Source organism: Microbacterium sp. A93 (assembly GCF_051842835.1).
This window is the reverse complement of record NZ_JBPXMT010000012.1, coordinates 264297-287122: the sequence shown is the minus strand read 5'-3', so window position 1 is coordinate 287122 and position 22826 is coordinate 264297. Positions and strand designations below refer to the sequence as shown.

The window sequence follows — 22826 nt, the reverse complement described above, 5'->3', positions numbered from 1 at the left end:
ACCCGCGGGGACCTACATCCCCAACGGCAAACCCCGCGGCTTCCTCGCACGCTACGAAGTGTCAGATCCCACTGAGACATGAACTGTCAGGCACGTCATGAGACATCACACGCGCAGAAGCGAGCCACACCTGCCCACTCGCAACTGCGGTGTGTGGTGGGGTGGGGCGCAGTAGGCTTGGCGCATCATGGATGCATTCTTTGCCTTCGCTGGCGAGTACTGGTGGCTGATCTTTCCCATCGTGGCGATGGGTGGCGGCGCAGCGAAAGCGTGGGAGCAGAACGCCAAGCGCAGGCATGAGCGCAGGCTCGAGACGCTGCGAATGAAGGGCGAGCTCAAAACCGCCCAGTTAGCCGCGCGCGGGAATGCAGCGCCGATAGCGAATGCGCAGCAGATCGCCTCGGACGCAACACTGCCGTCGGACCAGTTGCTCGAGCGCCTGTTCGCCGAGCACGACGAGATCACCGCACGCTGGCTCGATTACGAGCTCGACGTCGCGAAGCTCATCGCCTTCCCCGCCATGAGCGACGGTCGCCAGCCGCTGACCGCGACGTTCCTGCGGGCGCGGAAGACGGCGGATGCTCTGCGTCCGGCATCCACCGAGACGAAGGTCAGCGAGCAGCGCGTCACCGAGTATTTGGATGCCGTCGGCAACTACGCCGTCGCATTCGAGATCGCAGAGAAGGATGCCAGGCGCCTGCGCAATTCCACCTTCACCGAGCCCGAACGCAAGAAGCTCGACCGCGCGCAGCAGCTGTTGAAGGTCGCCGTCGACGAATCTGCGACCCAGGCCGAGCGCAACGTCGCCTACAAGCGCGTCCGCGAAGAACTGGACGGGCTCATCGTGCTCTCAGACGACGCTGTCCAGGTGCTCGAGAAGCAGGTGGCACGCGAGTTGCCGTCAGGTCGAGCCCCGGAGGCCGCGCCGACGCCCCAGCCCGAACCTCTTCGCCAGCCGAAGCGCGACGCACCGTAGTATCCGTCCGAGGGCTCAGCGCAGCGACGAGCGCGCCGTCGCGGCGGCAGCGAGAACGTTTTCGTAGACGACCGCGGTGTGCGGGGCCGTCACCGCGGCATCCGCGCCACGCGCCAGTCGCAGCATCGCGTCGGCCGCACCGTGATATCCGAGCTGCGCGGCATCGATTGGCAGTTCGATGGACGACGTTCCGGCATCAGTGACGGCGCGCACCGCGTAGACATCCGAGGCGCCCACACCCGAGACGGTCACGATCAGGGCCACCTCTCCGATGCGGCCCCGCACGGTTCCTATCGCTTCGGATGCCGTAAGTAGGCCCTCCCGCGTCGCGGTGCCGGACAGGATCTCAGCGCGCTCGCCCGGCAACAGCACCTCGATCATCTCCCAGGCGTGCACCCCGAAGTTCACCAGAGTGCCGCCCGCGCCATTCAACGCGTCCTGCCAGCTCCTGTCCCCGCTGAGAAGGCCGGAGATATCGTGCTGCGCACGGACATCGAGTGCACGCAACCGCTGTGGCCGCACGGCGTCTGCGAACTCCGCGAGACGCGGAGCGAAGCGCAGCACCGAACTGGTGAATCGGCGCGGATCGTCTATCGCCAGCCAGTCGTCGAGAGCCGCGCGGGAGGAGGCGATCGTCTTGTTGAAGAAGCTCGGCACGCCGGCCGCGGTGATCGCGCGCGAAACAGAAACCGCGCGAGGAGTGCGCACCGTTGCGACGATGAGATCCGGTTGCTGGCCCAGCAGCGACGCCAGAGACAGATGCTCAGGCACCCCGAACTCGGCAGCGAACTGCACGAGCGGACCCGGGTCGTCGGCGTCCCATACCCCGAGTATCTCCGCTCCCCGCGCCCGCAGGTTCCGTGCGTCGCTGAAGGCGTGCGAGTGCGCTGCCCCGGCGAACGCGACGCGGACTGCTCTCACCGCAGCCACTCATCCCGATGCTCGGCCACGAACTCATCGTCGTGCAGGTCGGGGTAGGCACGACGGACGCGCTCGATCTCGCGTGCCTGCCCCGGTGACAGGCCCTCCGCCGGATCGAGGCACCAGACGCCCTCGAGCAGGCCCTGCTGGCGCAGCACCTCGTGCACGCCGGCGATGACCCCGGCGAAGTCGTTGCCCGGGTCGAACACCGCTTGATTGACGTCGACCATGTCGGCGGCCCGAGCGCCGAGCGCGCGGTATGCCTCGGCATCCCCTCCGACCGCTCGATGTGCCTGGTCCAGCATCTGCACTGCGGCTCGAGTACCGACCGCCCATTGCCCGAGCAACCCACCGATGAAACGCAGGGCCTGCGCACCCCGAGCGGTGTCGACGTGGAACTCTGCGAGCAGATCCGCCACGATCGCATCGTCGTTGCCCGTGTACAGGGCGATCTCGTCTGCGCGCCCGGATTCGGCAACTCCGCGCACCAGCTCGAGCGTGCGGTACCGGTCGAATGGCGCAGCCTTCACAGCGACGACCGCAGGGATCTGAGCGAACTCGCGCCAGAAGGCACGGTCGAGGACCGGACCGCCGATCGCCGACTGCAGGTAGAAGCCGATCACGGGCAGCACCTCGCCCACGGCGCGGGCGCGATCCAGCAGCATCGCGTTATCGGCACCGGGTACGCGCGGACTCACAAGCACGGCGTCGTATCCAAGCGATTGCGCCAACTCTGCTTCGGCGACCGCCTGCGCGGTGGCTCCGGTCACACCCGCCACGCGCACGACGCTCTCATCGGCGCGCGCGTCGAGCTCCTCGGCCGCAAGCGCCAGCACCGGTTCGAACAGCCCGTGCTCCGGATCGCGAATCTCGAACTGCGTCGTATGCACGCCGACCGCGATACCGCCGGCGCCCGCGTCGATGTAGTACCGGGTGAGCGCACGCTGACGTCGCTCATCCAGTCGCCGATCGGCGGTGAGAGCGAGCGGGTGCGCCGGGATGACCGCGCCCCTTTCGAGCGTCGTCGCTGCTGCAGGGCGCAGAGCACCCATCAGAACTTCCCGTCCCGTACTGCCCACTTCGTTGGCTTCGCGATGAGCGGAAGCCCATCACGCAACCAGGCTGCCTGCCAGCCGATGAGCGTCTCCGCCGGCACCGCCGGATAACCGAAGAGTGCCATGCATCGCCGAGAATCGTTGAGAAGAGCCGTCGGTTGGGGCTCATCCACCAGCGTCACCTCCCGCTCCAGCAGGGCACCGAATCGATGGGCGATCGATTCGACGCTCAGCAGTTCGGGGCCGGTGAGGTTGACTGTGAACACATCGGGTGTCGCATGGTGGAGGCTGCGCAGCACAACCTCATTCGCGTACCCCTGCCAGATGACGTTGACGTTCGCCGTGGAGACGGAGACCGGCTGCCCGTCCTGCACGGCGCGGCCGATGTCGGCGAGCACGCCGTATCGCAGGTCGACCGCGTAGTTGAGGCGGATGATCGAGACCTTCGTGCCGCGTTCCTGGGCACCGAATTCGAACACCCGCTCTCGCCCGAGGCAGGACTGCGCATACTCGCCGATCGGTGCCGGGGGCATGTCTTCGGATGCTCCGCCCGAGGATGCCGGGACGAAGGGGTACACGTTTCCGGTCGACAGCACCGCGATCGCACTGTCGCGGTAGCGGCGGGCGACCCGATCCGGCAGCGCGGCATTGACCTCCCACGCCCAGGAGGCGTTGGTCGCGGCGCCGAACTTCGCCCCGACCATGAACACCACGTTGGGGGCATCCGGAAGCGCAGAGAAATCGTCGTTCTCGATGAGGTCGAAGGAGATCGTCTTCACGCCCGCACTCTCCAGCCGTTCGCGCACGGCGGTGTCGCCGAAGCGAGACACCGCGTAGACGGTGTCTGCCCGTCGCTCCGCCGCATTCAGCGCGCGGCGCGCGAGCACCGCGAGAGTGGGGCCCATCTTGCCGCCAGCCCCGAGAATCAGCAGGTCGCCCGCGCCGCGCGCCAGGTCCTGGATGAGAGCAGCACTGGGCGTGGCGAGCGCCTCCTCGAGTGCCGCTTCGGAGGGGAATCGGGAGTTGAGTGCATCTTCGCTGTCGGTCACACCCCTGATTATGCAAGTCGGCGAGCAAGAATGCAACCGATTGCAAGCATCGTGGATACGCTTTAAGATCAGAGGCGAGCCCTTCCAGAGCTCCCCGCCGGAAGGACTCCATGACCACTGCCGAGGCATCCCGCCTGCACGATGCACTCGCATCCGACGCTCCCCTCACCTGGGTGATCACGGGCGATTCGATCACGCATGGCCTCGTGCACACGCAGGGCGAACGCAGTTATCCGGACCACCTGCACGAGCTCATCCGCGGCGATCTGGCTCGCACCAGGGACATCGTCATCAACTCCGGAATCAGCGCGCACCGGATCACGAACATCCTCGAGGATTGGGACCGTCGAGTCGCCGCATGGTCGCCCGACGTCGTGACACTCATGATCGGCACGAACGACTGCGCCACCGGCGAAGCCCGGCCTTTTACGACGCCAGAGAACTTCACCGCCTCGCTGGGCGAGTTCGTCGCCCGAGTACGCGAATCCGGCGGCATCCCGGTGTTGGTCACACCACCGAGCGTCGACGCCGCGAATGCACCGGAGCGCGCCAGGATCGGTGAGTTCGCGGAGGCAATCCGTGCGGTCGCCCGCGAATCAGACACGATCCTTGCCGACCCCTACGAGCGATTCGCCGCGTTGGGTTCCGGCGGAGTGCCATGGCGGCTGATGAGCGATCCGTTCCACCCGAGCGCGGCTGGCCATGCCCTGCTCGCCCTGATCCTCGCCGAAACCCTCGGCATCGAACCGGAAATCACGCGCACGATCGCCCGGCTCGAGGGCATCGTCAGCGGGGCATAGCCTCAGGCACAGAAGCAGGCGCGGAAGCAGGCTCCGCAGCGTCGAGCTCAACGAGCTGCATGAGATTGCGCGCGATGTGGAACGGGTCCTTCACCGGAAGCGCCACGACCTCATCACGCGGGGTGCCGTCGCGATTGCGGATCTGCACCCACTCCGCACCCTCAGCACCGCCGGGGAAAGTATCCAAGCTGTACTCCCAGATGCGCGACGCCCACTCGGCGCACTCCGTCCGGCCGTAACGGCGCGCCGCGATCGCCGTCACCGCTGACGCCTCAGAGTGCACCCACCAGAGCTTCGCATCCCATGTCGTGCGGACGAGGTCTTCGTAGGGAGCGGACCCACCGGGCCCCTGCGGTCGCCCGCCGTCGCGGTCGGTGTAACGAAACAACCCGCCGAATTCGGTGTCCCAGCCGAGGTCGCACAGCGGAGCGATCGCGGCGAGCGCGTTCTCCCGGTGCGCGGTCGACGCCTCAGTGCCGAGCAGCTCCATCGCCTCCAGTGCGATCCACATCGCTTCCAGCGCATGCCCCGGCACACGATGCCGCGACACGAGATCGCTCGCATCCCCTGCGACGATGAGGGGCATCTCAAAGAACCCGGCACCCGTACTGCGGAACGACATCACGGCGTCCACCTCACTGCGCAACAGCTCTTCCCGCGTCGCAGATCCCGACACCGCGCGCTCGGCGCCGGTGAGCACGACCAGCGCATTCAGAAGAATCAGGTGTGGGCCGAACGCCCGGCGCCCCACCGGAACCGCATAGGGCGGAGTCGGGGCACTTCCGGCATTGATGTCCGCGGCAGCCCGGTCAATGATGGTTCTGGCCTGGCGCAGCCACGATTCTTCGCCGGTGCGGCTCGCCAGTTCAGCGAAGCCCATGGCAGCGAACAGGTCGGCGTAGACGCTGCGATCCGGCTGCCCCGGCACCGCGTTCCAACCATCACGCGACAGCGCGAATGCGCATGTCCCGTCATCGCGCAGGGCATTGCGGCTGAGGAACTCGGCGCCACTGCGCGACAGATCTACCAGGGAGTCGGCGCTCACTCCCGGAACATCGAGCAGATCCGCCTCGACAAGGGCCGCCGCCCGCGCCAGCAGCCACACGAACCGGCCCTGCGACCAGGTGTACTTGTCCTCCGAGACGCGAGTTCGGCCTCGGTTGTCGAAGCAGGTATGGAATCCCCCCTGCTCCGCATCAATTCCGTTCTGCATCCAGAAGGGGAAGATCACCTGCTCCAGGTGCTGGCGTGCATTGTGTGACATCGAGGCTCCTTCGCAGCGGGACGTCGAACGTTGACCTGGTGAAGTTCTTCTCGTAGTCTAACTTGCAACCGATTGCATACGGAGCCAAAACATGGATGTTACCCACTCATCACCCCCGAGTGTCTTCACTGCCGACCGCGAGACCGATGCCGGTCGCGAGGCCGCAGCACACGCCGCCGCTGCTCTCCGTGAGGCGATCGCCGAGCGCGGCTCGGCGCGGGTGGTGTTCGCGAGCGCGCCTTCCCAGCAGGAGATGCTCGCGCATCTCGCCCAGGAGCCGGGTCTGGACTGGTCGCGCATCCGCTCCTTTCATATGGACGAGTACCTCGGCCTCCCGGCCGACCACCCCGCCGGCTTCGGTCTCTGGCTCCAGGCTCGACTCCCCGAAGCCGCGCATGCCAGCTTCGAGCGCATCCACACAGACGGCGCGCTCGACGACGAAGCGGCTCGCTACGCACGCCTGATCGATGAAGCGCCGATCGATGTCGTCTGCCTGGGCATCGGAGTAAACGGACACATCGCCTTCAACGAACCTGGGGTCGCCAGCAGCACGGATCCTGAGATTGTGCGCGTCGTCACCCTCGACGTGGCATCCCGTCAGCAGCAGGTCGACGAAGGACTCTTCGAGGCTCTGAGCGATGTCCCCACGCACGCGCTGTCCCTCACAGTGCCGGCACTGCTTTCCGCCCGCACGCTCATCTGCACCGTCATCGGGGAGCACAAGGCAGCCGCCGTGGCCCGCGCACTCGGCGGCGGGATCGACGATTCCAGCCCTGCGAGCTTCCTGCGCACCCATGCGAACGTGTCGTGGTTCCTGGATGCACCGGCAGCGAACGCGCTGGATGACACGATCCGAGGCGATAGCCTCCCGCTATGACCTCACACCGCTGGCCAGGGCTCATCGACCTGCAGGTGAACGGCTTCCGCGGCCACGACGTGAACGCCGACGACGTCACCGCCGAGACGATCGTCGCACTCACCCGTGCGCTGTGGGCGGAGGGCGTCACCCGCTACCTTCCGACGGTGATCACGGCGAGCGAGGAGAAGATCCTCCACGTTCTTGCCGCCATCATCGAGGCACGTTCCATGGACGCGCTGATCGCGCACTCGATCGCTGGCATCCACGTGGAGGGCCCGTCCCTTGCTCCCGACGACGGACCTCGCGGAGCCCACGACATTAACCATCTCCGTGATCCCTCCATAGACGAGTTGGACCGCTGGCAGCAGGCTTCAGGCGACCTCATCCGCATCGTCACGCTCGCACCCGAGCGGGAAGGATCCCTGCCCTACATCGCGGATGCCGCCAGCAGAGGAATCCGGGTCTCGCTTGGCCACTGCGCCGCGAGCCCGGAGCACATCCGTGAGGCCGTCCGCGCCGGGGCGACCCTCAGCACGCACCTCGGCAACGGCGCACACGCCACTCTCCCGCGCCATCCCAACCACATCTGGGCGCAGCTGGCCGCGGACGAGCTCACAGCGATGTTCATCGCCGACGGCCACCATCTGCCCGCAGACGCCGTGACCGCGATGATCCGCGCCAAGGGTGTCGCGCGGAGCATCCTCACCTCCGACTCCGCGGCGCTGGCCGGATCCCCCGCCGGCGACTATCTCACACCGGTGGGTGGGAGCGTCACGGTGTCCGCCGACGGCCAGCTGAGCGTGACCGGCACGAAGCTTCTCGCCGGCTCCGGTCGATCACTGCGTCAATGCGTGGCCTGGGCCCGTCGGGCACTGCCCTTCGATGATGATGAGCTCCTCGCGATGTCCAGCCGTAACCCTGCGCGCCTGCTCGGCATCAACATGAACACCGACACCGATGGCGACAGCCTCGATGTCGAACTGGGCGATGACGTCGTCGTACGAACAGTCAGGGTGGCCGGCGCCGTCGTCCACGAAGGAACGGGAGCAGCAGCGTGACACCGAGAATCTTCATCGCGATCGGCGACACGGACTTCGCCCGCCTGTACGACGCCGACGCGCAGCACCGGCTGGCACAGCTCGGCGAGATCGTTCGCCCTTCCACGCCAACCGGCAACGTGCGTGTGCCGACGACGATCGGCGACGACTTCGACGTGCTGATCACGTCGTGGAGCACCGAGCCGTTCGATCCGGCGGTGCTGAACGGCTCCCGCCTGCGCCTGGCCGTGCACAGCGCGGGCTCGGTGCGGCGCCTGTTCCCGATCGAGGCGCTCGGCAACGATCTGCGGATCGCGCAGGGAGGTTCGGATGCCATGGCCGAAGCGGTCGCCGAGATGGCGGTGACGATGACCCTCGCGCTGCTGCGCAATCTTGTGCTGCATGATCGCCGATTCCAGTCCTCGCGCTCGTGGATCACCGGCGGCGTCGGGATGCTGGGCCAGAGCATCGCCGCGCAGCGGATCGGCCTCGTCTCACTCAGCCGGGTGGGGCGCCACTACGCGAGAATGGTCCGCGGACTCGGCGCCACCGCGGTGCGTGCCTATGACCCCTACGCGACCGCCGACGAGGCCGCGCAGATGGGCGTGGAGCTGTGCAGCCTCGACGAGCTGTGCGCCACCAGCGATGTGCTCGCGATCCACGCACCGAGCACGCCCGACACCGCGCAGATGATCGGCGCCCCGCAGCTCGCACTGCTGCGCGACGACGCAATCGTCATCAACACTGCCCGCGCCGAGGTGACCGATGAGCAGGCGATCCTCACCGAGGTGCGGTCTGGGCGCCTCCGCGTGGGGCTGGACGTCTACTCGTCCGAGCCGCTGCCCGCGGACAGCGACTTCTTCGGCAGGGAGAATGCCCTGCTCACCCCGCACGTCGCCGGCGGTACGGTGCAGGCCCGCTTCGGCCAGGGCCATGCGGTGATCGATGAGATCGAGCGCTTCCTCACGGACGGCACGCTGCACGCCGAGGTGACAAGCGCCAACTACGAGCGCCTCGGTTAACACAGCGTCTCGGCTGACACAGCACCTCGGCTGACACAGCTATGCCCCGACCGCGCCGATGTGCGCGCCGTCGGGGCATCCGCTCTGCTATTTGATCCCGCTCATCACGATGCCGCGGACGAAGTTCTTCTGCACCGAGATAAAGATGATCAGCGTCGGGATGAACATGAGCACGGCACCGGCCATCGTGGTCGAGAGCATCGTCAGCTCCTCTTGCATACTGTTCAGCCCCACGCTCAGCGTGAAGTTGTCCGGGTGCTGCTGCGAGACGAGCGGCCACAGGAAATCGTTCCAGTGCGCGAGGAACACCATCACGCCGAGGATCGACATCACCGGTTTCGTCTGCGGCAAGATGATCGAGAAGAAGATGCGCATCTCGCCAGCGCCATCGATGCGTGCCGCCTCGATGATCTCGTCGGGAATGTCTCGGATGAACTGACGCATAAGGAACATCGCCTGCACGTTGGCGAGCGTCGGAACGATAAGGCCCCACATCGTGTTCAGCCCGCCGAGGTTCGTCACGATGATGAACTGCGGGATGAGGGTGAGGTTTCCGGGCACCATGAGCATCGCGACGAACGACCAGAACATCACATCTCTGCCCCAGAAGCGCTTCTTCGCGAAGGCGTAACCGGCCATCGCGGCGAAGAGCAGCACCAGCACCACGGAGACGACGGCGTAGATCAGGGTATTGAGGAACCATCGCGGCACCCGCGTGGAGCTCAGCGCAGCCACGAAGGAATCGAGAGAGATATCGGTCGGGAAGAGTGCCCCCGGCATCTCCAGCCCGCGTCCCGGCTGCAGCGCGATGACGATCATCGCGTAGAACGGGAAGGCCGTTACGACGGCGATCAGGATGAGGAGCAGGTGAGTGGGGCTGGGCAGCTTGCGCTTGCGCTTGCCCTGCCCCGGCGCACGACGGGTGAGCGACTCGCTGATCGCGGGAGAGTCCAGGGTCGACTGAGCCATCAGCTTTCCTTCATGACGCGACGTTGGATGAGAGAGATCAGAAGGGTAATGACGAGCAGCACGAGGCCGGCCGCACTGGCGTATCCGAACTCGAAATAGCCGAAGCCCTGGTCATAGATCATGTAGGTCAACGTGTAACTCGCACGCGACGGACCTCCGCCGGTCATCACGTAGATCGTGTCGAAGGTCTGGAAGGACTTGATGATCTCGAGAATGATCACGAAGAACAGCGCAGGCTTCAGCAGCGGCAACGTGATGTAACGGAACCGATGCCAGGCATTCGCACCATCGAGAGAGGCAGCCTCGTAGTAGTCACTGGGGATGGCGAGGATGCCGGCCAAGAGAATGAGCATGTCATAGCCGAAGTTGCCCCATGCGTTGACGATCGCCAGAGACGGGAGAACGAAGGCCTCGCTCGTCAGCCATCCGATGGGCTGCATACCTGCATTGCTGATGAGCCAGTTCAGTGCGCCGTCTTCACTGAAGATCCACACCCAGATAATTCCTGCCATCACCGGGCTGGTGACCACCGGGAGGAAGAAGATCGACCGGTAGACGGCCATTCCGCGCAGCGGCCTGGACGCCAGTACGGCGACCGCGAGCGATAGCACCACCACCATGGGCACGGCGAGCGCGACGAAGACCAGAGAGACGACGAGCGCCTTCTGGAAGATCGGATCTGCGAAGAGGCGGACGAAGTTATCCAGCCCGACGAGTTCAAACGCCCCGGAGATCTTCCAATCAGTGAAAGAGAGGAAGAGACCGCCGAGTGCGGGGATGATGCGGAAGGCGAGGAAGAGAATCAGGTACGGCGCGATGAACACATAGGCAATGACCGCGGTGTCCGATCGCAGTGCTTTACGCAGCCGGGACGGCGGCTTGTCAGCGCCCGTGGCGGGCGCCGCCTCCTTGCGCGGGAGGAGTGTGGATGTCGACACATCGGGCCTCTCGGTCGATCGGTTCAGAGACGGTGGGCGATACGGACGTTCGCCCACCGTCTCGACGGGTTCTTCTATCCGCGGCTGAGCAGAGAGTTGATCTCTGCTTCGGCGGCATCCAATGCTTCCTGCGGGTCGGTGCGTCCGAGGATCGCGTCCTGCACGTGCGGGGCGAGGAGGCTGATGATCTCTCGGGCCTGCGGGTGCATCTCGCCCGCATAGGCATCATCGAGGTACGCGGTCTGGAAGTCCTCGAGGCTGCCTTCCTCGAAGAGACCGGTGATCGACGGACGGGGCGACTGGTATCCCGTGGCCTCCAGGAACGGTGTGAGCTCCTCGGGACTGGTGACGAACTCGATCCAGGCCTTGGATGCGTCGACGCTGTCGGTCGTGTTGAAGATCGAGAGTCCGCCGACCGTTCCGAATCCGACAGTCTCCTTGTTGGTGAGCGGGGGACCGGCGATCATGTTCTCGCGGTCGTAGAAGCCGTCCAGTGAGCGCGGGGTCGACGTCGCCATGAACCCGATCTTGCCGTTGCCGGCCGGGGTCTGCTCGAACGAAGTCAGCGTCGTCAGCTCCGCCGACGGGAAGTACTCGTTCTCGGCCATGAGCTTCAGGAACTCCAGCGTCTCCAGCCCCTCAGCGCTATTGAACGTCGCCTTGGAGCCGTCATCTGAAAGGACCGATCCGCCGGCCTGCGCGAGAGCGGTGTAGAAGGTGCCGTTCAACGTCACCTGCACTGCCCCTTCATACTGCGTCGAGAAATATCCGGCTTCCTTCAGCGCGGGCGCATTCTCGCGAACGTCATCCCATGTCTCCGGGCACTCGATTCCGGCTGCTTCCAGCACATCGGCGAAGCAGACCGTCATCCCTGCGTTCATCAGGATCGGAACGCCGTAGACCTCGCCGTCATAGGTCATGGCATTGATCGCCGATTCGCGCCAGTCGTCATCGCCTTCGACGATGTCGGTGACGGGCTCGAGTACCCCCTCCTCCGCGAACCGCGGAATGAAGTCGGGGTTGAAGTACACGACATCTGGCGCCTGTTTGCCTGCGAGCGAGACCGTCAGCGCCTCTTCGCGACCGCTGAACGGCTGCACGACGACTTCGACGTTGACGTTCGGGTACTGCTCGTTGAAGCGCTCGATGACCGGCGCCCAATAGGAGTCTTCTCCGGAGTCACCGATCGTGTAGTGCCAATAGGTGACGTCTCCGGTGACCTCGGTCGGCTCGGAGGCCGGCTCCGCCGCGGGTTCCCCTGCACACGACGCAAGCGTCACGGCGAGTAGGGTCGCGGTCGCCAGCGCTGCAAACTTAGAAAGTTGCTTCATTGCCCCATCCTTCTATCATCAACTGCAATCGGTTGCATTTCACGCTACGGCCCGTCGGGCTCTCTGTCAAGAGCTCTTGCAACCGGATGCATCACAAAGAGATCACAACCACAGTGGGGGCCGCGCGAATGGCGCGACCCCCACTGTAGAACGTTCACAGAGACATCATTGTTCGACGCATCCGCTGATCGCGCCGCTGACGGTGTTCGCACTCCCCTCGTCATCAAGGGTTGCGGCGTTATCCGCACACGTCATCGATCCGCGCAGCTCGTTCCCCGAGAACACAAACGCGCCGGTGGTCGCCGTCACCGCGACCGCACCGCGCACCTCGGTGTTGCGCACCTCGATGCGCGCAGCGCCATCGGCCTGGATTCCACCGCGAACGTCGGTATCCCTCATCAGCAGAGCGCCACCCGCTTCGACCACGACCCCCTCATCCACTCGAATGCCATCGATGCAGACGACCTCGCCGGAACGAACGACCAGGCCGTCGGCGATGTCTGCCGCCGGTTTCTCGGTGCAACTGGCCCATTCCACCTCTTCCACGTCGTAGCGGAAGAGGTTCGCGCCCGCGCTCACGTAGACGTCGCCCTCACCGTCGACCGCGCTCCACTGCAGACCGTTCGCAATGCGCGTCGTCTCGCCGGTCGCAGGGTCATGCACGCTGAACCGATAGCCCGCCGTGACATAAATCCTGCCGTCGGCATCCGATCTGCTCACCGTACCGTAGGCCCAGTACGTCGTCCCGGCGCTGTAGCGGCCGCCGACCGTCGCCTCGACGGTGGACTCGCCCGTGGTCGGGTCATAGGCGAACAGCGCCTCTTCCGCGACGCCCCAGACGACGCCATCCGGGTCGACCATCAGGCCGCTGACGCCCTCGCGCTCCTCCCCGGCCGGGTCGATCGTCTTCACGACCGTCCTCGTCGCCGGGTCGAAGACGATCAGCTTGCCCGCGGTGTGCCCACTGGGCACTGACCCGAGACCGCCGTCCACGGTGCTGCCGAGATAGACCAGACCATCGTTCGGGTTGTAGGCGACCGAGATGATGTTCTCGTCCTCGCCGATCTCGGTCGTCAGCCAATCGTGCTCGCCCGTCCCGGCATCCCAGATCGCGAGAGCGCCCTGAGTCTGGCCGTAGGTAGCCACCGACCCCATGTAGATCTCGTCGCGGTCGGGGTTGTACGCCATTCCGAACGGACGGTCCTGCCCCTGCGCGACACCGTCGAAGAGTGTCGGCACGGTGCTGGTGTCGACAGGGTCGTAGGTGGCCGGATCGAGCACGTCGAAGCGCGCATGACCATAGCCGCCGAAGTACATCTTGCCGTCGCGCACCGCGGCCGACTCAAATTGACCGCGCTGCATTGTCGGCCCATGGTTCACGCCCGCCTTGTCGATCTCGGCAAGGCCGACCATGTACCCGGATGCCCACACGCCGCCGTCGGGGCCGGGGAACAGCTTCTGGATCAGAGTCGGCTGCGCGAACTCGATCGGCTCGTTCGAGACGAGTTCGCCCGTCTCGAGGTTTGCGACGAACACCGCCTTAGACGATGTGCCGTACAGAAGCGGCGTGCCGCCGGACGTATCGACCACCCCGTTGGAGAGGTAGCCGCCGATGTCGATGCCGGTGGAGAAGAACGTGTTCGCCGGAATGTCGTATGCCAGCAGCTCCCCGCCGTCAGTGGAGAAGATCGCCGTGTCAGCGGTCGCGCCCTGGATGACGTGGTGCCCGAAGAAAAAACGGGTCTGATCCGGGTCCCAGTGGACGACGTTGCCGTCGAGGTCGAGCACGAGCATCCGCAATCCGACCTGCGCGAGGATCCGATCACCCACGATGTCCATCCGCCCCACGAACTGGGTTCCCTCGTTCAGACGCGGCGCGGTCGTCTCATCGGCGATCAGAGTCTGCTCGCCGCGACCGCCCTCGGTGATCTTCCAGATCTGGGGGACGCGCCCGCCTGAGCCGACGTAGAGCGTGTCGGTCGGGGCGTGGTAGGCGATCGCGTGGATGTAGTCGATGCCGTCGCCGATCTTGCGCAGCAGCTCGACCTCATCGGTCACCGGGTCCACCTTGAACAGGCGGGCATCCGGGTACGAGCCGATGTACATCGACCCATCGGAGCCGGGAGACATGCCGAAAGTGGAGTCCTTCACATCGCTGATCCGGCCGAGATCGGTGCATTCTCCCGTCGCCGGGTCGTATCGCCAGAGCTTGGAGTCGTGATAGGTGCCCCAGTAGACGCGTCCGTCGTCGGCGATGTTCAGGTTGCGCGCGTGGTCTGCACCGTCGATCGTGCAGGTGCGCAGCTGTGCCCCGCTGGCGACGTCGGTCACCGCGAACGTGGCGGGGTACCCACTCGTCGGGTTGCCCTTGAACGCCTGGTACGAGACGTGCCTGCCGTCCTCGATCCCCTGCGCCGCCTGGCTGGGAATCTGGCTGGTCACGGGCGCCCCGAGGTAGTCGATGCGCTCATCCTGGACGAGGATCTTGTCGACCGGCGAGAGCTCGGGCTCTTCGGGGGCTTCCGTGGCCAGCCCGAAGAACGCGTCGTCGACAACGGTGTCGACAAGACCTTCACCCGCACTGTAGAACATCACCTTCGCGGTGACGGCGCCTGCCGGCGCAGTGAACTCGCTGACCGAACGCTCCCACTGCCCGATCGTCGATCGCTCCGATTCGTACGGCCGGCTGATCTGCGTGCCCTCCTCGTCGAAGAAGTACGTCATCAGCAGCAGGTGGCCCGAAGTGCGGAGCTGGTCGTAACTGAACTCGTACGACTGCCCAGCTTCAACCGGAACCTCATCGCTGACGAGCCCTGTCGCCCCGGCGTCATTCTCATCGAGGATCCGAAGGCTCTGCTCCCCGTGCGAGACCGGGTCGCCGGTCACGGTGAAGAACTTGTCTGAGCCGATCCACAGCGGTGACCATGCGGTCAGCTCGAGCGTCGTGGCACCCTCTTCGAAGCTGGCGTTGGCCAGCAGGTTCTGCGCCTCGGCGGCTGCAGCGGGCCGCGCATCGAGCTGCGTCGCCCCGGTGAATGCGGTGGCGAGCAGCGCTCCGGCGAGCAGGCCCACCCCCGCCCTGTATCCCGTCGAACTTCGGTATCCCATTGTCATGATGACTCCGTTCCGCCGGCAACCGTGCCGGCATTGCGATGATTGATGGATGTCGCTGATACGTGACCGGTTGCCGCCTCACACACCGTCGCAGCCCTGGCTGACACCGCGGACGGCGTTCGGATGGCCGAGGTCATCGATGGGATTCTCGTTTCCGGAGCACTGCAGAGAACCACGCACGTCATTGCCCGCGAACACATAGCCGCCAGTGGTCTCCGACACCGAGACGGTCCCCGATATCGAGCTGTCCTGGATGCGGATGGCATCCGCACCGGTCGAGATGACTCCGCCGCGGATGACGCTGTCGACGATCCGGAGCGCGCCGCCGCTCTGCACAGTCACGCCGCCATTCACGGTGACGTTCGTACCGCAGACGATCTCGCCCTCCGCGACGATGAGCTCCCCATCGACGCGATTTTCCAGCTCCACGGTGCAGGCAAGTTCCGCCGGCGCCGGCACGTCGTAGCGGAACACGTAGGGGCCGTGCGAGAAGAGGATGTCGCCATCGGGATTAGCGACCGCGTTCATGATCGGCGATCCCATCACAGGGTCCGGCACGATCTCGGAGTACTCCATCGTTTCGGCGTCGATCCGGAAGAACGAGAAGCGATCGGTGCCGTATACGTTCCCGTCGGAGCCGATCTCGAGGTCGCCCCACATCCACACGGTTCCGGTGCCGTATCGGTGCTGGAGGATCGGCTCGGAGTAGACGATCTCGCCCAGCTCCGGGTCCCACTTGAAGATGGTGTTCTCGGAGACGCCCCAGATCAGACCGTCGGGTCCGGCCATGAGTCCGGTGACGCCCTCGTTCCCGGCGATCGGGATGACGTCGTGCACCACGGTCTCAGCATCCGGGTCCCAGACGACCATGTGTCCGTCCGTCTGCCCGGAGGGCACGGCTCCGAGGCTGCCATCGATCGTCGTTCCGAGGTAAACCAGGCCGTCATGGGCGAGCACGCTGACCACGGACTGCTCGTCGACGATCTCGGTCGTATAGGTCTTGCGTGTGTTCGTCGCGAAGTCGTAGGCGGTCAGCCCGCCCTGGTTGTGACCGTAGTGCGCGACGGTGCCCATGAAGATGCGGTCGGATTCCGCGTCGTAGTCCATGCCGAACGGGCGATCCTGCCCCTGGTCCTGCAGCGAGAAGATCTGGCGAGGAGCCGCCCCCGTCGCGGGGTCGTACTCCATCAAGCGGGCATTGCCGTACGTCGCCAACAGCAACTTGCCGTCACGCACCTCGGCCGCTTCGTACTGGCCGGATTGGATGGAGGCCCCGGCCTGACCGGTTGCGTCGTCGAACGGGGCAAGGCCGATCAGGTACCCCGAGGCGTACATTGAATCCGGGCCATTGAACAGCCGCTGCGCGGTCGTCGCGCTCGAGTAGACGATGTCGTGCGCCTCGGAGATCCCGGCCTCGATGTTCATCCGGACCACCCCATTGCTGGTGGCGGCGATCATCGTCCATCCGGGCCAACCTGCCTCGTCCAGCTGCACCCAGTACGAGTCATTGAGGTATCCATTGTTCGGGATGCCGAGGTTGCGCATTGCTTGGGTCGTGGAGTCGTACTCCCAGAACGTGGACCCGAACGAGTAGATGTACTTGTCCGGGGCATCGGGTCGCTGCGAGACGTGGTACCCGTGGATCTCGTTTGCCCCACCACGCCAGTACTCGATCTGATCGTCGGCACCGACCACGATCAGTCGATTGGAGATCCGGGCGAACAGCCGGTCGTTCACCCAAGTGAAGGTCGACACGAACGATTCGGTGGTCGCGCCGGGCGCGTTCTGCTCGTTCAGCAGGGGCGTCTTCGTGCCGTCGGCTGCGACCTTCCAGATCTGGGCGCTGTTTCCGCCCGCACCGACGTAGAGGTTCTTGCGCACCGGGTCGTAGGCCATCGAGTGGATGTAGGACTGGGTGGGATCGACGGCGCCGAGGTTCGTAATCGAATCGTCGGCCGGCTCGTAGAGGTAGAGGTAACCCCTGGGGTAGCTGCCGATGTACATCCTGCCGTCGTCTGCGGCGGCAAGCGACCAGCCGTACCCTTCTGCGGGGCTGGCGGGGTTGATGACCCCGATTTCGCGGAGCTGGGTTGTCGCCGGATCGTAGACCCACAGGCTGTAGCTGCCGGAGGTGGCGATGTAGATCTTCCCGTCGCTGGACTTCTGGATGTGCTGTGCGAAGTCCGCTCCTGCAAGGGGCAGCGTGCGCACAATTCCACCGTCGGAGGTGCGGGCGACCACGAGGGTCGCCGGCGTGCCGGTCTCCTCGACACCCTTGTACAGGCCGTACGTCATCGAGACGCCATCCTCTTCTCCGATGACCGCGTTGCGCACAACGCGGCTGCCAACCGGAGTTCCCAGTGAAGTGAGGGACTCGTCATTCGCGACGATCTGTTCGGGCACCGACGGGGGCACAGGCGGCACGTGGCCCGATCCGCCTGGGAGCCCGAAGTACACATCGTCGACGTACACGTCGGAGGTCGGCAGGTTGCCCGAGTAGATCATCACCTTCGCCTGCGATGCCCCGGCAGGGGCGTCGAACTCGAGGAACGAGCGCTCCCATGCACCGGTGCCGGTGCGCACCGTCTGCCACTCTGAGCCGATCTGCACACCTTCGGCGTCGTGGAAGTACGCCCAGATGCTGAAACTGCCCGACACATGGAAGACATTGAGGTTCACCTCGTAAGTGGTGCGCTCCGTCACCGGCATGAGCGCACTGACGAAACCACCGCCGGTGGTCGTGGCCTGGTCGTTCACGTGCAGGCTTTGGATGCCGTCGCTGACGGGGTCGCTCGCAACACCGAAGTGCGTGAGGGAAGTGCTCGACCACGGCGACCAGCTGTCGAGTGCGTCTGCGGTGGCGCCAAGCTCGAAGCTCGCGTTCGGCAACAGATTCGCGTCTCCGGGTGCTGTCTCCGCATGCGCTGCGGAAATAAATGTCGTCGCCAGGAGTGCCCCGACGAGCAGTCCCGCCGTCGTACGCCGTCGCATTTTCATCGTGTCTCCTCTGTCGCGGCTTCATCGCCGTTCAGTTCGGGGGAAATTCTTGCAATCGGTTGCAGTAGCAGGGTAGCCTCGACCGTGATGAGCACACAAGCCCCCCAGCAGATTCGTATCGCGGTGTTGCCCCCCGATGAACGTCCGAACACGGCCGGCTACGCCGCATGGATCGGAGCGTGCAGCGGAGCCGACGTGATTCTGCCTCCAGCTGCACTCATGCCGCGCTTCCGCGAGCCCGCCGACACGGCAGGATTGGCCGCATGGCTCCGCGAAATCGATGGCGAAGTCGACGCCCACGTCATCTCATTGGATCTCCTGGTGCACGGCGGCCTCATTCCCTCACGGCTCACGCACGATCGCATCGCCGATGTCATCCCTCGTCTCGACGTTCTGCGGGACCTCCGCTCCCCGATCAGCGCCTACCAGGTCATCACCCGGCTTCCGCACTATGACAACGCGACCCGTAGCAGGCAGGAGCCGGAGTATTGGGCGACTCACGGTCGCCACCTGTTCGCACTTTCCCAGGCCTGGGATCGCCAGGCGCGTGGCGAAGCCGACCTCGATGATGTGCGAGCCGCTCGCGCCGCCGTGCCAGCCGAGTACGCGGGCGATCTGGTCCGGCGGAGGCTCCGCAACCACGACGTGAATCTCGCCGCTCTCGGCCTCGCCGCCGACGGCACCGTCCGCGACCTGGTCATCACCTCGGATGACACCGCGCCGCGCGGGCTTCCGGCCGCGGAGCGCCTCGCCCTGAGCGCATGGAACGACCGACTCGACACCGGAGCGCTGCTGTATCCGGGCGCCGACGAGGTGCCCAGTGTCCTCGTTTCCCGGGTGATCGGCCAGGCTCGCGGCATCATGCCGCGCATCTTCGTCACGAGCCCGGATGCTGCCGGATTGAGCCGCATCGCCCCCTACGAGGACCGGCCAGTGGATCGGGGCATCAGCCAGCAGATCCTCGCCCTGGGTGGCGTCCGCGTCGATGTGGCATCCGATGCCGACCTCGTTCTGGTCATCCATGCGCCCGCCGAAGAGTCCGGGGACTTCACGGGGACGCCGATCGACCAGGACAGCCGGCCCGCCAGCGCCGCGGTCGCCGCAGAAACCGCCGCGCATCTGGCAGCGGGGCGACGGGTCGCCGTCGCAGATGTCCGCTACGCCAATGGCTCGGACCCGGCGCTGGTCACCGCGCTTGACGACGTGGATGCGCTCGGCGAGCTCGCCGCCTTCGGCGGGTGGAACACGGCGGGCAACACACTCGGCACGACGCTCGCAGCCGGCGTCAGCGCGCTCTTCGACAACTCCGCGGCAAGCAGTGCCGCCCGCCGGCGCTACCTGCTCACCAAGATCATCAAGGACGGTCACTACCTGCCGGTGCTCCGTGTGCGCCTGTTGCAGGAGCTCGCAGAGCGCGGACTATCTGACCCTCCGTTGGAGGAGATCCCGGCACTCGCCGAGCGCGTTGCTGAAGAGCTGACGGAGTGGGCGAGCGGGATCCGCGCACTCCGTGGCATCCGCGTCGTAAAGCTGCGCTGGCCATGGTCGTATCTGTTCACCGTCGACTTCGAGATCGAGACGACCGCCGACACGGAGCAGATGCCGTGACCGATGCTCGCCAGGCTCTGCGTTCCGAGTGGAGCGACCTGATTGGCGCTGAGCGTGCACCCGATGCGGCCTGGCGGATCGGCGAGAGCACGGCGGGACCGGACGGCATCATGCGGACGACGGTGCATCTCACGAGCTTCGGCGTCACGCTCGACGCAGTGTTGCTGCTCCCGCCGGGGCAGAGCGCAGTGATCGTGGTGCCGTTCTACGACGTCGAGTCGTTGCTCGGCATCCCGAGCGAGCGGTATCCGGATGCCGATGCTCGCCCCACGAAGGCGTTCGCCCGAGAGATCGCCGCCCGGGGACTCGGTGTTCTTGCCGTGCCGTGGTGGGCAGAGATCGAAGCCCGACCGAGCCCGGCCGTCGAGCTGCATGCGCGCTATGGGCCGGTCGCCGCAGCGAATCGCGCCCGCTTTCCCGGCGTCACCGGGCTCGGCCGCAGCATCGCCGATCTCCGACTCGCGCTCGAGGCCCTCACCACTGTCCCCGGCGTGGATGCGCAGCGACTCGGCGCCTTCGGGCATTCCCTCGGCGGCAAGCTCGCGCTCTTCCTCGGCGCCCTGGATACACGCATCGCCGCGACGGTCACTCATGAGCCTGGCCTCGGATTCGCGCACTCCAACTGGGAGGATCCCTGGTACCTGACTGATCGTGTGCCGACGGACCGTGATCTGGATGAGGTCCTGGCGCTCATCGCTCCTCGACCCGTGCTGTACGTCGGTGGCGGTGCGTCGGACGGCCCGCACAATGCGAATCTCGCCGAACGAGCCGCCACTGCATGGCCCGATGGCGGCCTGGATGTGCTCCAGCACGGCAACGGACACCCGCTCCCCGAGGACGTGCTGCACACCAGCATCCAATGGCTGAGTGATCACCTGCAATACTCTGGAGAGCGCTCTCAATGACCCAACGTGCAGGAGGTGGACGCGTGAAGGCGACGATCTATTCGATCGCAACCGAGCTGGGGATCTCCGCTTCGACCGTTTCGCGAGCCTTCTCCCGGCCACACATGGTCAACGAGTCTGTCCGCGAGCGCATCATGGCCACCGCAACAGCGCAAGGCTACGAGCTCAACCGTGCCGCTCGCGGCCTCGCCACCGGCAAGACCGGGCTCATCGGCCTTGTGGTCCTCGACATCACCAACCCGTTCTTTCCCCCACTGGTGCGCGCGATCGAGCGGGCGGCCTCCGCGTCAGATGCCTCGGTGCTGCTTGTCGACGCCGAATCCGGTGGCGCGGATGCCGCCGAGCAGCTGCGTCGACTCAGTGGTCAGGTCGACGGACTCATCGTCGCATCAACGCGGCTGCCCAAAGCAGTGTTGCAGGATGCGGTCGGATCGACACCGACCGTTCTCGTGAACCGTGCCGAGCGCGGCATCCCCTCCGTGGTCTGCGACAACTCGGAAGCGCTCCGACAGGCGGCCGACCATCTCGTCACCCTCGGCCACCGGCGGATCCTGCTCCTGCAGGGCCCCGACGGATCGTGGGCTGCGAAACAGCGGACCGCCGCCGTACGCGGTTGGGCGAAGGATGCGCCGGGCGAAGTCGAGCTGATCGAAATCGGCCCTGTCGAGGCGACGTTCGAGGCCGGCTGGGCAGCTGCTTCTGAGATCGCCGCACAGCAGGCCACAGCGGTCATGGCCTTCGATGACTTCGTGGCCTGCGGAGTGGTCGGCGGGCTGGCGGAAATCGGGCTGAGTGTTCCGGGTGACGTCAGCGTAGTCGGCTGCGACGATGTGCTCCTCGCGCGAACAGTGACACCGCAGTTGAGTACGGTGAAAGTCGATTTCGATGAACTGGGTGGGCGCGCAGTGGCACTGCTCAGCGATGTCTCCGCGGGGCGGACGGCGCGCAACGTCGTCGTTCCTGGTTCCTTCGCACCGCGCGGGACGACCGCCGCGGTGTAACCGGCCCTCGCAGCGTTACCGCGCCCAGCATCATCGCGCGCTGCATCATCGCGCGCGGAACAGCGCCCGTGACTCGGCGGCGTAGGCCGCCATCTCTGCCTCTTCCTCGGGATAATTCCGGTGCCCGGCCGTCATAGCCATGACACGTCGATGCCGCTGCGGAACAGCATCCGCGACGGCGAATTGCCCCACCGGAGGAACCGAAGGATCCTCACGGGCGGCAGCGATGATCGTAGGCACATCGATCCGGCTAGCGGCTGTCGCTGCGTCGAAATAGTCCAGCACGTCCCAGGCCTCCGGATGCTCCTGCACCCAGTCCCTGAGGGCGGAACTGCTGCCGCCGTTCGGAATCGCCAGCCGCCGCACGTGCGCTCCGAAGGCGGGCACATACAGAGATGCCGCATCGATGCGGTCATCCCAGGGGATGGCCAAGGCGCCGATGCCGCCGCCGAAGCTCGGCCCGAAGTAGCCGAGCCGGAGGCCGCCGTGTCGCTCGCCCAACTTCGCGCCCAGGAGTTCTTCGAGCGCAGAGATGGCACACCAGACATCCGCCGCACATCCACCGTGCACGTAGGTATCGCGTGACTGGATGCCGTGCAGCACATGTTCTCGCCCGACCGAAGGAATGCCGTCGATCAGCGAGAGCGTCGGCATCCCTCGCGCGATCGGATAAAACACTGCCGCATCGGCTGGCGCCCACCGCGAATCCAGGGCGGCGCGGCCCCCATAGCCGTGGGCGATGATCACTGCGGAACGGATCTCCCCTGGAGGCAAGGTGAGCCAGCCGCCGAGGCGGAGTCCGTCGAGCGAGGTGAACTCGACGAGGCGGGTGCCGGGTTCGGGTGACCCCGCACTCGTCGGTTGCACCACGACCTCTCGCGCACGCCTGACGAGCGAACTCCAAAAATCATCGAAGTCGTCCGGTTCAGCGCGCGTATCAGCCACGCTCGCATTCTCCCAGAGCGGTCAGCATACTGCAA

18 protein-coding genes are annotated in these 22826 nt (G+C 65.8%); 8 read left to right on the top strand and 10 right to left on the bottom strand.

What is annotated here, in order from left to right; all coding sequences use genetic code 11:
- Positions 1-187 precede the first annotated feature (187 nt).
- Positions 188-976 carry a hypothetical protein gene (locus ACSU1G_RS27500; protein ID WP_439283631.1) on the top strand — a complete coding sequence of 263 codons (789 nt, stop codon included), beginning with the start codon at positions 188-190 and terminating at the stop codon, positions 974-976.
- Between the two features lie 15 nt (positions 977-991).
- On the opposite strand, the gene ACSU1G_RS27495 is transcribed toward ACSU1G_RS27500, so the two are convergent.
- Genes ACSU1G_RS27495 through ACSU1G_RS27485 form a run of 3 tightly spaced genes read right to left on the bottom strand, consistent with a single transcriptional unit; the run spans position 992 to position 4001 of the window.
- Complete coding sequence (locus ACSU1G_RS27495) at positions 992-1897, bottom strand: hypothetical protein (protein ID WP_439283629.1); 906 nt, start codon at positions 1895-1897, stop codon at positions 992-994.
- Entirely contained in the window at positions 1894-2949 is a 1056-nt protein-coding gene (locus tag ACSU1G_RS27490; protein WP_439283627.1) for a dihydrodipicolinate synthase family protein, read from the bottom strand. Before ACSU1G_RS27490 ends, ACSU1G_RS27495 begins: the two co-directional genes overlap by 4 nt.
- Positions 2949-4001 (bottom strand): NAD-dependent epimerase/dehydratase family protein, encoded by a 1053-nt coding sequence (locus tag ACSU1G_RS27485; RefSeq protein WP_439283625.1) that lies wholly within the window; start codon positions 3999-4001, stop codon positions 2949-2951. Before ACSU1G_RS27485 ends, ACSU1G_RS27490 begins: the two co-directional genes overlap by 1 nt.
- A 110-nt stretch (positions 4002-4111) precedes the next feature.
- On the opposite strand from ACSU1G_RS27485, the gene ACSU1G_RS27480 reads away from it, so the two are divergent.
- Positions 4112-4801 carry an SGNH/GDSL hydrolase family protein gene (locus ACSU1G_RS27480; RefSeq protein ID WP_439283623.1) on the top strand — a complete coding sequence of 230 codons (690 nt, stop codon included), beginning with the start codon at positions 4112-4114 and terminating at the stop codon, positions 4799-4801.
- On the opposite strand, the gene ACSU1G_RS27475 is transcribed toward ACSU1G_RS27480, so the two are convergent.
- Entirely contained in the window at positions 4788-6065 is a 1278-nt protein-coding gene (locus ACSU1G_RS27475; protein WP_439283621.1) for an AGE family epimerase/isomerase, read from the bottom strand. The genes ACSU1G_RS27480 and ACSU1G_RS27475 overlap by 14 nt on opposite strands.
- 91 nt (positions 6066-6156) lie before the next feature.
- Here ACSU1G_RS27475 and ACSU1G_RS27470 point away from each other — a divergent pair, with 91 nt between their 5' ends.
- The 3 genes from ACSU1G_RS27470 to ACSU1G_RS27460 are packed head-to-tail and all read left to right on the top strand — an operon-like array spanning position 6157 to position 8983.
- Complete coding sequence (locus ACSU1G_RS27470) at positions 6157-6942, top strand: 6-phosphogluconolactonase (RefSeq protein ID WP_439283619.1); 786 nt, start codon at positions 6157-6159, stop codon at positions 6940-6942.
- On the top strand, positions 6939-7982 hold the full coding sequence (locus tag ACSU1G_RS27465; RefSeq protein ID WP_439283617.1) for an N-acetylglucosamine-6-phosphate deacetylase: 1044 nt from the start codon (positions 6939-6941) through the stop codon (positions 7980-7982). The genes ACSU1G_RS27470 and ACSU1G_RS27465 overlap by 4 nt, the downstream gene beginning before the upstream one ends.
- The gene (locus ACSU1G_RS27460) at positions 7979-8983 is read left to right on the top strand and encodes an NAD(P)-dependent oxidoreductase (protein ID WP_439283615.1); all 1005 of its coding nucleotides are present in this window, start codon (positions 7979-7981) and stop codon (positions 8981-8983) included. Before ACSU1G_RS27465 ends, ACSU1G_RS27460 begins: the two co-directional genes overlap by 4 nt.
- A gap of 87 nt (positions 8984-9070) precedes the next feature.
- Here the strand turns inward: ACSU1G_RS27460 and ACSU1G_RS27455 are convergent, their stop codons facing one another.
- The 5 genes from ACSU1G_RS27455 to ACSU1G_RS27435 all read right to left on the bottom strand — a co-directional run bounded on the left by ACSU1G_RS27455 (position 9071) and on the right by ACSU1G_RS27435 (position 18332).
- Positions 9071-9952, bottom strand: a complete 882-nt coding sequence (locus ACSU1G_RS27455) for a carbohydrate ABC transporter permease (protein WP_439283613.1) — start codon at positions 9950-9952, stop codon at positions 9071-9073.
- Positions 9952-10890, bottom strand: a complete 939-nt coding sequence (locus ACSU1G_RS27450) for a carbohydrate ABC transporter permease (RefSeq protein ID WP_439283611.1) — start codon at positions 10888-10890, stop codon at positions 9952-9954. The genes ACSU1G_RS27455 and ACSU1G_RS27450 overlap by 1 nt, the downstream gene beginning before the upstream one ends.
- A gap of 74 nt (positions 10891-10964) precedes the next feature.
- Entirely contained in the window at positions 10965-12221 is a 1257-nt protein-coding gene (locus ACSU1G_RS27445; protein ID WP_439283609.1) for an ABC transporter substrate-binding protein, read from the bottom strand.
- Positions 12222-12386: 165 nt separating this feature from the next.
- Positions 12387-15335, bottom strand: coding sequence for a hypothetical protein (locus ACSU1G_RS27440; RefSeq protein ID WP_439283607.1), 2949 nt, complete (start codon positions 15333-15335; stop codon positions 12387-12389).
- A 78-nt stretch (positions 15336-15413) separates the two neighbouring features.
- Positions 15414-18332 (bottom strand): carbohydrate binding domain-containing protein, encoded by a 2919-nt coding sequence (locus ACSU1G_RS27435; RefSeq protein ID WP_439283605.1) that lies wholly within the window; start codon positions 18330-18332, stop codon positions 15414-15416.
- An 87-nt stretch (positions 18333-18419) separates the two neighbouring features.
- Here ACSU1G_RS27435 and ACSU1G_RS27430 point away from each other — a divergent pair, with 87 nt between their 5' ends.
- From ACSU1G_RS27430 to ACSU1G_RS27420, 3 genes are read left to right on the top strand one after another with little or no spacing between them, the layout of a single operon-like run.
- Positions 18420-19940, top strand: coding sequence for a DUF4127 family protein (locus tag ACSU1G_RS27430; RefSeq protein WP_439283603.1), 1521 nt, complete (start codon positions 18420-18422; stop codon positions 19938-19940).
- On the top strand, positions 19937-20845 hold the full coding sequence (locus tag ACSU1G_RS27425; protein ID WP_439283601.1) for a dienelactone hydrolase family protein: 909 nt from the start codon (positions 19937-19939) through the stop codon (positions 20843-20845). The genes ACSU1G_RS27430 and ACSU1G_RS27425 overlap by 4 nt, the downstream gene beginning before the upstream one ends.
- A gap of 23 nt (positions 20846-20868) precedes the next feature.
- The gene (locus ACSU1G_RS27420) at positions 20869-21846 is read left to right on the top strand and encodes a LacI family DNA-binding transcriptional regulator (protein ID WP_439283600.1); all 978 of its coding nucleotides are present in this window, start codon (positions 20869-20871) and stop codon (positions 21844-21846) included.
- A gap of 45 nt (positions 21847-21891) precedes the next feature.
- On the opposite strand, the gene ACSU1G_RS27415 is transcribed toward ACSU1G_RS27420, so the two are convergent.
- Complete coding sequence (locus ACSU1G_RS27415; protein WP_439283598.1) at positions 21892-22791, bottom strand: acetylxylan esterase; 900 nt, start codon at positions 22789-22791, stop codon at positions 21892-21894.
- Positions 22792-22826: the final 35 nt, after the last annotated feature.

Coding starts and splice junctions, on each gene's coding strand:
- ACSU1G_RS27475 (WP_439283621.1), bottom strand. CDS start 6,065: ATGTCACACAATGCACGCCAGCACCTGGAGCAGGTGATCTTCCCCTTC.
- ACSU1G_RS27480 (WP_439283623.1), top strand. CDS start 4,112: ATGACCACTGCCGAGGCATCCCGCCTGCACGATGCACTCGCATCCGAC.
- ACSU1G_RS27465 (WP_439283617.1), top strand. CDS start 6,939: ATGACCTCACACCGCTGGCCAGGGCTCATCGACCTGCAGGTGAACGGC.
- ACSU1G_RS27500 (WP_439283631.1), top strand. CDS start 188: ATGGATGCATTCTTTGCCTTCGCTGGCGAGTACTGGTGGCTGATCTTT.
- ACSU1G_RS27440 (WP_439283607.1), bottom strand. CDS start 15,335: ATGACAATGGGATACCGAAGTTCGACGGGATACAGGGCGGGGGTGGGC.
- ACSU1G_RS27490 (WP_439283627.1), bottom strand. CDS start 2,949: ATGGGTGCTCTGCGCCCTGCAGCAGCGACGACGCTCGAAAGGGGCGCG.
- ACSU1G_RS27445 (WP_439283609.1), bottom strand. CDS start 12,221: ATGAAGCAACTTTCTAAGTTTGCAGCGCTGGCGACCGCGACCCTACTC.
- ACSU1G_RS27430 (WP_439283603.1), top strand. CDS start 18,420: ATGAGCACACAAGCCCCCCAGCAGATTCGTATCGCGGTGTTGCCCCCC.
- ACSU1G_RS27470 (WP_439283619.1), top strand. CDS start 6,157: ATGGATGTTACCCACTCATCACCCCCGAGTGTCTTCACTGCCGACCGC.
- ACSU1G_RS27435 (WP_439283605.1), bottom strand. CDS start 18,332: ATGAAAATGCGACGGCGTACGACGGCGGGACTGCTCGTCGGGGCACTC.
- ACSU1G_RS27455 (WP_439283613.1), bottom strand. CDS start 9,952: ATGGCTCAGTCGACCCTGGACTCTCCCGCGATCAGCGAGTCGCTCACC.